General features: G+C 56.4%; 8 protein-coding genes and 2 pseudogenes. 4 read left to right on the top strand and 6 right to left on the bottom strand.

All coding sequences use genetic code 11. The features are described from left to right. From ACK5NW_RS03875 to ACK5NW_RS03865, 3 genes and pseudogenes are all read right to left on the bottom strand, one after another. Positions 1–167 (bottom strand): annotated as a pseudogene (locus ACK5NW_RS03875) (IS5/IS1182 family transposase); the annotation flags it as partial. Between the two features lie 268 nt (positions 168–435). After that, positions 436–927 (bottom strand): hypothetical protein, encoded by a 492-nt coding sequence (locus ACK5NW_RS03870; protein ID WP_416925229.1) that lies wholly within the window; start codon positions 925–927, stop codon positions 436–438. Between the two features lie 179 nt (positions 928–1,106). Continuing rightward, positions 1,107–2,084: pseudogene (locus tag ACK5NW_RS03865) on the bottom strand (IS481 family transposase). Between the two features lie 872 nt (positions 2,085–2,956). On the opposite strand from ACK5NW_RS03865, the gene ACK5NW_RS03860 reads away from it, so the two are divergent. The 4 genes from ACK5NW_RS03860 to ACK5NW_RS03845 all read left to right on the top strand — a co-directional run bounded on the left by ACK5NW_RS03860 (position 2,957) and on the right by ACK5NW_RS03845 (position 4,819). Next, positions 2,957–3,364: a GFA family protein gene (locus ACK5NW_RS03860; RefSeq protein ID WP_416925227.1), complete on the top strand. Its 408-nt coding sequence runs from the start codon at positions 2,957–2,959 to the stop codon at positions 3,362–3,364. 30 nt (positions 3,365–3,394) lie between these two features. Further along, the gene (locus ACK5NW_RS03855; RefSeq protein WP_416925225.1) at positions 3,395–3,868 is read left to right on the top strand and encodes a tetratricopeptide repeat protein; all 474 of its coding nucleotides are present in this window, start codon (positions 3,395–3,397) and stop codon (positions 3,866–3,868) included. Further along, positions 3,840–4,403, top strand: coding sequence for a hypothetical protein (locus tag ACK5NW_RS03850; protein WP_416925223.1), 564 nt, complete (start codon positions 3,840–3,842; stop codon positions 4,401–4,403). Before ACK5NW_RS03855 ends, ACK5NW_RS03850 begins: the two co-directional genes overlap by 29 nt. A 68-nt stretch (positions 4,404–4,471) precedes the next feature. Beyond that, on the top strand, positions 4,472–4,819 hold the full coding sequence (locus ACK5NW_RS03845) for a hypothetical protein (RefSeq protein WP_416925221.1): 348 nt from the start codon (positions 4,472–4,474) through the stop codon (positions 4,817–4,819). Positions 4,820–5,318: 499 nt separating this feature from the next. Here the strand turns inward: ACK5NW_RS03845 and ACK5NW_RS03840 are convergent, their stop codons facing one another. The 3 genes from ACK5NW_RS03840 to ACK5NW_RS03830 form a co-directional block, all read right to left on the bottom strand. Next, positions 5,319–6,236, bottom strand: coding sequence for an NAD(P)-dependent oxidoreductase (locus ACK5NW_RS03840; protein ID WP_416925219.1), 918 nt, complete (start codon positions 6,234–6,236; stop codon positions 5,319–5,321). Positions 6,237–6,360: 124 nt separating this feature from the next. Continuing rightward, on the bottom strand, positions 6,361–6,927 hold the full coding sequence (locus ACK5NW_RS03835; protein WP_416925233.1) for an anthranilate synthase component II: 567 nt from the start codon (positions 6,925–6,927) through the stop codon (positions 6,361–6,363). Positions 6,928–7,052: 125 nt separating this feature from the next. Beyond that, on the bottom strand, positions 7,053–8,645 hold the full coding sequence (locus tag ACK5NW_RS03830; protein WP_416925217.1) for an anthranilate synthase component I family protein: 1,593 nt from the start codon (positions 8,643–8,645) through the stop codon (positions 7,053–7,055). Positions 8,646–8,891 lie beyond the last annotated feature (246 nt).

Below are 8,891 nucleotides of genomic sequence, written 5' to 3'. Positions count from 1 at the left end.
TTGGCACCGTCGGTGCGGGGGTACAGGTCATCGATCAGGCCGCCCAAGTGGTCAAAGTCGATGTGACGGGCGATGAGTTCCAGGGGATCGCCCAGCACATCGATCTTGCGCTTGTGCGCGTCGTCAGTGAATAGGTCAAACTTCAGGGCGCTGCGCGGTTGGTGCATGATGCGGGGATCAGTATTTCAAGGTGGTCTCGGTTGGAGGCTGGGGGTTTTTAGAGGTTTCCATTTATAAAAATAGAGCCTTTCCATACTGATCATGACTTATTTGTGCTCCGACCCCGATTTTTCTCGAGCGCGTTTGGCGCATCAATAATTCTTTCATCTTTTATATTTTTAATTGCAATCACCCCTGCCCGAAAAACAATAAACAAAAAGCGTGGGAAGTTGAATATTTTTCTAAAAATACCACCTCTCATGTTATCAAGATGAATCAGTCCTCTTTGCACAACCGAGTAATCAGCAGCCGAACCCAATCGAAAAAATAAATAGTCTTATTATAATTCACCGGCACTCCTATTCCATCTCGATACATGCCTCCAATCCAATGAAATGCGCGACCATACCCGTATCCCGCCGCTTGGTAGAATAAATCCATAGCCATCTTGTATTCGCCTAAAGCATAATGAGCCGATCCTATGCCAAAATAAGATTCGGCATCTCCTTTGGATGCAGCCATTTTAAACCTATTAATTGCCATATCGTACAGGCTTATATTATAAAATATCCATCCAGAAAGCCTTTGACACTCCATATATTTTTCACAATTCTTGGCGATGCAGACTGCGATTGCGCCATCTTCATCGCCATCAATATATAGTTTATATGCTTTTTGCCGGCAGTCGTACTGTAGGGAATCCATATAAATCCAATTAATCACAATACAATTGACCGCATTCACATGGATTTGCGCACTGACCAGCATTACTCGGAATTAATGAGAAAGCAGCCGCGCTCATGCATCTTAATGCTAGTGGCCAAAGAGGTGGAGGTGCCAAGTTTAGATTGGGTGTAACTGGCCCGGATGAAGGCGGAGGAATAGGTGCAGTCGGTCGAGTCAATTCTGGTAGTGAATTTGGATTGGTGGCAGGATTGGGCAACGGCCTAACTATCGCATCCCGGACGATTGTCCCGTTTTGGTGGCCTGTGAAACAGGTGCGGTTTTTCATCGTACCAACGCTTCATGGTCTGAATGGGGGTTTGAGACTTCAAGGCCGACTGCGGCAGCTCCTGGTTGTACAGCTGCACATAGCGCTGCAACGTCTGGCGCATGTCCTAGCCTGAATGGAAACGGTGCGTTTTGAGCATATCCTCGATGCGCCCATTGAAGCGCTCGACCATCCCGTTGGTCTGCGGATGCATGGGTGGGGCCAGCCGGTGCTCAATGCCCAGCGCCTGGCACAGCCGCTCAAACGCATGCTCGCCTGTAGGCGCTCGCGCTCTTGAGCCAAACTGCCTGTCGGTGAACTCCGTGCCGTTGTCGGAGAGGATCTTGTTGATCCCGATCGGGTAGGCCTTGTACAGGGCCGCCAGGAAGGCCTTGGCATTGAGCGCATCCTTGACTGCCCTGATCTGCACGAACACCCAGCGCGTGGCCCGATCAATGGCCACGAACAGGTGGCTGCGCCGAGTTTGATCGGCCATCTGCGGCAGGTACTTCACGTCCACGTGAAGATAGCCCGGCTCATAAGCCTTGAAGGGCCTGGAGGTGTCTTTCGGTGCAGCGGGCCTGAGCGCATTCAGGTTGCCCACCCCATGGCGGCGCAGGCACCGATCCAGACCTGAGCGGGACACATCGGCGCAGATGAACTCCCGGCAGACCGCCAGCAGATCATCCAGGGGCAGCACCAAGGTGCGGCGCAGCTCAAGGACGATGGCTTCTTGAGCCACGTTGAGGGTGGTTTGCAGCCGGTGGGCGGTGTGCGAGGCGTCGGTGAAGACTTACCGGGCCTTCCAACGGCGGATGGTGCCTTCGCCCACGTGATAGCGTGCGGCCAGTACGGCCACAGAATCGGTGCTGGCAGCGATCTCGGCGCGGATGGCCGGGGTGGTACGGGCGTTTTTGTGTAAGGCGATGATCATGATGGTACGACTGGGCTGGAGGTTTCTTCGGCTTGCAACTGATCGATCAGCTTTCGCAGAACCTCGCGAGCCATGAACAGTGCAAAGCGTTTAGTATCTACCCAATCGTCCGGGATGCGACACCTATGGCTATCGAACAAAATGATTGGCACCTTGAGCTTGGGAAGGAGCCATCCTTCTATAGCCAGCTTCAATGGGCGTTAAAGATTTGGTCGAGAAGTCGGCCGCATTAGGATCATGATCACTGCGAATTTTGTATAGCGAAAATATCAGATTTAAGTGGGGAAGATATTCAATCCGAGGGTTGGACGGACAGGGAGGAAACGTATTGGGTTTGCAAATCCTGCTTCGAGGACTTCCAGGAGGTGTATCAGTGGAATCTCCGATAAATCGGCCTAACCTTTCGGTCAACTGAACCTGCCTTCGGCAGTCCGGTTGCCTCCAACGTTAGTGCTAAAAATCCACTCATTGCAAAATCATGTCCTTAATTATTAACGGCATCGGCTTCAGGTTCATTGGCGCGTCTGACCCCAAGCGGGATGGCTCATATATCGCCACGAAGTGGTTCTGTCTTGTTTTCCCGCTCATACCGGCTGGGTCGTATCGCATTTGGCCGGGAGATCACAAGAGTTATGCGATGGGGACATATTCGTCCTCCACATTCCAATCAAAACCGGCGGGCCTTTATTTGCCTCACGTTGCTAAAATTTATGGCATTTATTTGACTGTTTTCCTTTTTTTTGCGCTCGTAGATCGCATGGCGGGCCGCTAGTGACTCTACGCGCTCAGTGGGCATTGCGCCTGACCCATCATTGCAGTCGACCGCCTACGACGGCGGCTGAACTCAGGCGTTATGTGTTTAAGGAGAGTAAATGCCAGTAAATCTCAAGGAAGTCAATGGCGTTGAAATTCAATCGAAACACAAGGCATCCTGCCACTGCGGTAGCATTGAGTTAGAACTTTCGTTGCCGGATGGCTTGGTGGATATTCGACGCTGCGATTGTTCGTTGTGTCGCCGTCGAGGGGCTATCGTGGCTTCAGTGCCATTGTCCGATATAGGCATCGTCAAAGGTCACGAATACTTGAAGCTCTATCAGTTCAATACCAAAACAGCAAAGCACTACTTTTGCGGTAATTGTGGCATTTATACACATCACCAGCGCCGCTCAAATTCATCGCAATATGGTTTCAACGTGGCGTGTCTTGAGGGTATTAATCCGCTAAAGATTAACGATGTTCCAACGTACGATGGTGTTAATCATCCGACAGACAGAAGGTGACACACATAACTTGGCGTTAGGATCACTTCAATGCGCGACCCGAACCACGCCGCTTACCTGAAAGGTGACAAGCTTTTCAAGCAGGGCAAGTTCGTCGATGCAGGCGTGCAGTTCAAGATTGCAATTGAGGAGTGGCCCGAGGATTGGCAAGCAATGTGGGCGCTTGGAAACTGCTTCACGGAACTGAAGAAACCCCGCAAAGCGGAGGAGCAGTTCAAGGCAGCCATCCCGCTTGCAACCGCGGATAAGTTGCCGCACTTGAATTTCAACCTGGGCAATGCCTTCTTTGATCAAGGCAAATACGATGCTGCCATTGCACAGTATCGCCTAGTGCCGAAAGGTCATCATGTCGCTCGCTCTGCCGCAAAAAACATCGCACTGGCCGAGAGGAGAATGAACGGTGACCCACATCGTCCTACAGAATCGAGTAAATCCTTGGGGATCGTTATGCGCCGTTGCCAATCGTGGAACCCTCATGGGAAATCGCGGCATCCTCCACGATGAGTGCAACCGGATCGTCAAACCTTGGGCACACAAGGCTTGGGTTACTTGTCTGCTCTCCTTCAAGGAAATCAAGCGTCCCCGCCCTTTCTCACAAGGAAACTACTCCGAACTGTTCTTCCTCGATGAGACCACCGCATTCTCTGCTGGGCACAGACCATGCGCGCACTGCCAGCGAGAACGCCATCTTCGTTTTAAGGAAGCATGGCTGCGCGCAAATGTTGCAGAGGCGGCTCGCTCTTCCACGAATATGCCGGAGATCGACAATGCTTTGCACAATGAACGTGCAATTCGAGGCGGAGGTAAACAAACATTCGATGCCACGCTCTCAGATTTGCCTGTGGGAGCAATGTTGGAATACGAAGGACAGGCTTTTCTTGTAGCCACGCGCGGCTACTTGCCATGGTCGTTCGAAGGATATGGCTCTCCAAGAAACATTGATGGCGGGATGTCTATCAAGGTGCTAACGCCCGAATCAATAGTTCGCACATTTGCAATCGGGTTCATCCCAAATGCACATTCTTCTGCAAACGGCTAACCCATCATTCCACCGGACTTGCGCGAAAAGCCGCGCAGTCCGGTGAATTCAAACGTTAGGCGGCACAGATGCCCATTCCGCCCCCCATCTCCGCTGACGCCCTGTTCGCCGAGTTTCCAGAGTGGCGAGCGCTGGCGCGTGTCGAGACCGCAGATGACGGTGCTTCGTTCGTGGTGGTTGAAGTCAAGGCGCCTCCTGCTGCAGGAGTGGAGCATGGCCTGATTGTTGATACGTCCAACGACGAAGTGACAGTGGGCTTTGACTGCTACCACGCGTACTTTGATGACTGGGCAGGAGATGGTGAGCATTTCGGTACCAACGCCGCCCTCGCGTTCATCAAGCAGATCCTTGAGGAACGAGTTGCGATCGTCTCGTGGTGGCACGGCGACCAGTGGCGGGGGATCCTCCCAACTTAAGGTTGGAGCGGACCTCGCACGTCCACACTGGGCTGCACCGGAGTCCATTGATCGAGTTCGCGTCCGTTCATGGAACGGCACCCACAACGCCGACAGTGCCGCCTAACTCTACGTTAGGCGTCAGAAGGATCGCAACGTTCGTTAGATCAATAGCTCTATGCCACTATTCACGTACATCGTCAGCTACAGGGGGCAGAGTTATGTCGCTCAAGGTAGTCACAGCAATTTCACCGGCTTTGCAATGACTTGGGCGGCTAACATTCCAGTAACTGAGTTGAGCACTCTCACGCCGACTCTGCGAAAAGAACTCCTACGCAAAGCATACAGCGGCACATTCGTCGCGATTGGGAATGTCAAGAACGTCTGGCGAAAGTCTTTGGAGCTAGGTAGTTCAGAGCTTGTCGTCTACGCTGTTCAGACCGAGCGCTGAACGAGAGTGCTATGAGCCAGACGCATAACCCTGCGGTACACCGGACGCTGCGCGATAAAGCCGCGCAGGTCACTTCAGCCGGGTAATCAGGCTGGACGTGTCCCAGCGTCCACCGCCGTGGCGCTGCACGTCGGCGTAAAACTGATCGACCAGCGCCGTCACGGGCAGTAAAGCGCCGTTGCGCTTGGCCTCGTCCAGCACCAGCCCCAGGTCTTTGCGCATCCAGTCGACGGCAAAACCAAAGTCGAATTGGCCTTCCGTCATGGTCTTGCCGCGGTTGTCCATTTGCCAGCTTTGGGCTGCGCCCTTGCCAATCACGTCCAGCACCTGCGCCATGTCCAGCCCCGCGCGTTGACCAAAAGCGACGGCTTCTGACAAGCCTTGCACCAGGCCCGCAATGCAAATCTGGTTGACCATTTTGGCCAGTTGCCCCGCGCCGCTGGGGCCAAGCCGCGTAAAGGCGCGTGCATACGCCATCGCCACGGGCTGGACTTGATGGAACGCCGTTTGCTCGCCACCACACATCACCGTCAACTGGCCGTTTTGCGCGCCCGCCTGTCCGCCGGACACTGGGGCGTCGATGAAATGCAGACCGCGCTCGCGTGCTGCGGCATCCAGCTCGCGCGCTACATTCGCCGACGCGGTGGTGTGGTCGACGAATATCGCCCCCGGCTGCATGCCCGCCAACGCGCCTGTTTCGCCCAGCACCACCGCGCGCAAATCGTCGTCGTTACCCACGCAGCAAAACACCATGTCTGCGGCTGCGGCTGCCTCGGCGGGCGTGGCCGCGCGCTTGACGGCATGGTCTTTTCCCAATTGATCCACCAGCGCTTGCGACTTGGCACCGTTGCGGTTGTAGACCGTCAGGCCGTGCCCCGCCAGCGCCAAGTGCCCCGCCATCGGGTAGCCCATGACGCCCAGGCCCAGAAAGGCCACGCGGCGCGGCGGGGTGGGTTCGTAAGTGCGGGCGTTGATTTGCGTGTTCATGTCGAGGGCAATGAAGGTAAGGTTGCCGCGCAAGCTAGGCGCGAACCTGTTATGTCAAGAAGACAAAGTTTGAACGGCTGATTTTAGGGGGACGCTTTCGTGAGGCGTTGATTGCGCTTGAGGTTCAGCGCACCAAAAAATTCGCCAGCATGGCGTGCCCGTGCTCGGTCAGGATGCTTTCGGGGTGAAACTGCACGCCTTCGATGTCCAGTGTCTGGTGCTTGATGCCCTGGATTTCGCCGTCATCTGTCCAGGCGGTGATTGCCAGCTCGGCTGGGCAATCCTCGCGCCGAATGGCCAGTGAGTGGTAGCGGTTGACGGTGAACTGCTGTGGCAGCCCCGCAAACACGCCTTGCTGCGTGGTGGTGATGACGCTGGTTTTGCCGTGCATCAACTGTTGCGCGCGGATGATGGTGCCGTCAAAGGCCACGCCGATGGCCTGATGGCCCAGGCACACGCCCAAGATGGGGAGTTGGCCTGCGAAGTGCTGAATGGCGGCGACCGACACGCCTGCCTCAGCCGGTGAGCAAGGGCCGGGGCTGATGCACAGACGGGCGAACTGGCCCGCTTTGAACAGGGCCTTGAGTTCGTCCAGCGTGACTTCGTCATTGCGCAGGGTAGTGACTTCGGCTCCCAACTCGCCAAAGTACTGCACGATGTTGTAGGTGAAGCTGTCGTAGTTATCGATCATCAGCACCTTGATGCCTGGGGGCACGGTTTGGCGCAGGCGTCGAATAGCTTCGATATCAATAGTGCTATTTACGTTCTGTGCCAGCGTTACCGTTTGATTTGATTCGGTTTTTGAGGTCATGGCGATTACTCCAGCCCTTCTTCAACCAGCTCGGCCGCGCGCAGCAAAGCGCGCGCCTTGTGCTCGGTCTCGCGCCATTCCATTTCGGGCACGCTGTCGGCCACCACGCCAGCGGCGGCCTGCACGTGCAGCATCTGGTCTTTGATGATGCCGGTGCGAATGGCGATGGCCACGTCCATGTCGCCCGCGTAGCTGATGTAGCCGCAAGCGCCGCCGTAGATGCCGCGTTTGACGGGTTCGAGCTGGTCGATCAGCTCCATCGCGTGTACCTTGGGTGCGCCGGTCAGCGTGCCTGCTGGAAAGGTGGCCTTGAGCACGTCCATGGCGGTCATGCCGTCTTTCAAAATGCCTTCGACGTTGCTGACGATGTGCATCACATGGCTGTAGCGTTCTACCGCAAAGGCTTCGGTCACCTTCACGCTGCCGGTTTGGGCGATGCGGCCGATGTCGTTGCGCGCCAGATCGATCAGCATGACGTGCTCGGCGCGCTCCTTGGGGTCGTTGACCAACTCTTGCTCGGTGGCCTTGTCAGCTTCAGGCGTGGCACCGCGCGGGCGGGTGCCGGCCAGGGGTCTGATCGTGACTTTTCGTGCCCCCACGCTCGCCGCTGCGCGTGGTTTGCTGCCCCCCGAGGGGGCGCTCGCACCTTGGGACGGCCCGGCGGCGCTCGGGGCATCTTCCGGCACGTTTTCTATCCGCACCAGAATCTCCGGGCTGGCGCTGACGACGTGAAAGTCGCCAAAGTCGTAATAAATCATGTACGGCGAGGGGTTGAGTGAGCGCACTGCGCGGTACAGCGACAGGGGTGACTCGGTGTAGCGCTTGCTGATGCGCTGGCCCACCTGCACCTGCATGAAGTCGCCCGCTTCAATCAACCCCTTGGCGCGCTCCACCGCTGCCAGATAGTCGGCCTTGGCAAAGCTGCGCTCGGCCGGGTGGTTCTGGCTGGGCTTGAGTTGCGGCGCGGCGACCGAGTAGCGCAGTTGCTCGCGCAAGCCTTTGAGACGTTTTTTGGCCTTGGCGTATGCCTCGGGCTGGGCCGGGTCGGCGTAGACGATCAAATACAGCTTGCCCGACAGGTTGTCGATCACCGTCACTTCTTCGCAGTGCATCAGCAAAATATCGGGCGTACCCAGGGCATCGGGCGGGCAGGTGTTTTCGAGCTTTTTCTCGATGTGGCGCACCACGTCGTAGCCAAAATAGCCCGCCAGCCCGCCGCAAAAGCGTGGCAGGCCGGGGCTTAAGGCCACCTTGAAGCGCTGGCGGTAGGCGTCGATCACCTCCAGCGGGTTGCCGCCCAGGGTTTCGAGCACTTGCCCGTCGGTGACGACTTCGGTGCGCGCGGCATCGCCAAAACCGCTGGCGCGCACGATGGTGCGGGCGGGCAGACCGATGAAGCTGTAACGTCCAAAGCGCTCACCGCCAATCACCGATTCCAGTAAGAAACTATAGCGCCCACCGCTTGATGCACCTGCGCCAGAGGTCAGTTTGAGGTACAAGGATAGCGGGGTTTCAAGGTCGGCCAGCGCCTCGCTCATCAAGGGGATACGGTTAAAGCCTTGGCCTGCCAGGCTTTTGAATTCAAGTTCGGTCATCATCTGGTGCGAGCCTCCAGCTCGCGCGCGGGGAGGTCTTTCAATTGAAGGGGCCGCGAAGATTGGGTGTCCGGTGAAATTGGGTCTCGCTCAGGTGCCGTGCAAATTCAGTGCAAAGGGTGGCTTACCTGAGACGCCCACCATGCGCCCGTTGCAGGCGCGAAGGAGCAATGTCAGTGCGCTGGCTTGCGCCAAGGCCATGCCTCCTGGAGCGCAAGGCTCCGCGACGAATGGACATTGCAGGACGTG

Source organism: Ottowia sp., assembly GCF_047975795.1.
GTDB lineage: Bacteria > Pseudomonadota > Gammaproteobacteria > Burkholderiales > Burkholderiaceae_C > Ottowia.
This window is presented reverse-complemented; position numbering and strand designations above follow the sequence as displayed.

Excerpts from the sequence above, each read along its gene's own strand:
- ACK5NW_RS03870 (WP_416925229.1), bottom strand. The coding sequence starts at position 927 with ATGCTGGTCAGTGCGCAAATCCATGTGAATGCGGTCAATTGTATTGTG.
- ACK5NW_RS03835 (WP_416925233.1), bottom strand. The coding sequence starts at position 6,927 with ATGATCGATAACTACGACAGCTTCACCTACAACATCGTGCAGTACTTT.
- ACK5NW_RS03845 (WP_416925221.1), top strand. The coding sequence starts at position 4,472 with ATGCCCATTCCGCCCCCCATCTCCGCTGACGCCCTGTTCGCCGAGTTT.
- ACK5NW_RS03850 (WP_416925223.1), top strand. The coding sequence starts at position 3,840 with ATGGGAAATCGCGGCATCCTCCACGATGAGTGCAACCGGATCGTCAAA.
- ACK5NW_RS03860 (WP_416925227.1), top strand. The coding sequence starts at position 2,957 with ATGCCAGTAAATCTCAAGGAAGTCAATGGCGTTGAAATTCAATCGAAA.
- ACK5NW_RS03855 (WP_416925225.1), top strand. The coding sequence starts at position 3,395 with ATGCGCGACCCGAACCACGCCGCTTACCTGAAAGGTGACAAGCTTTTC.
- ACK5NW_RS03840 (WP_416925219.1), bottom strand. The coding sequence starts at position 6,236 with ATGAACACGCAAATCAACGCCCGCACTTACGAACCCACCCCGCCGCGC.
- ACK5NW_RS03830 (WP_416925217.1), bottom strand. The coding sequence starts at position 8,645 with ATGATGACCGAACTTGAATTCAAAAGCCTGGCAGGCCAAGGCTTTAAC.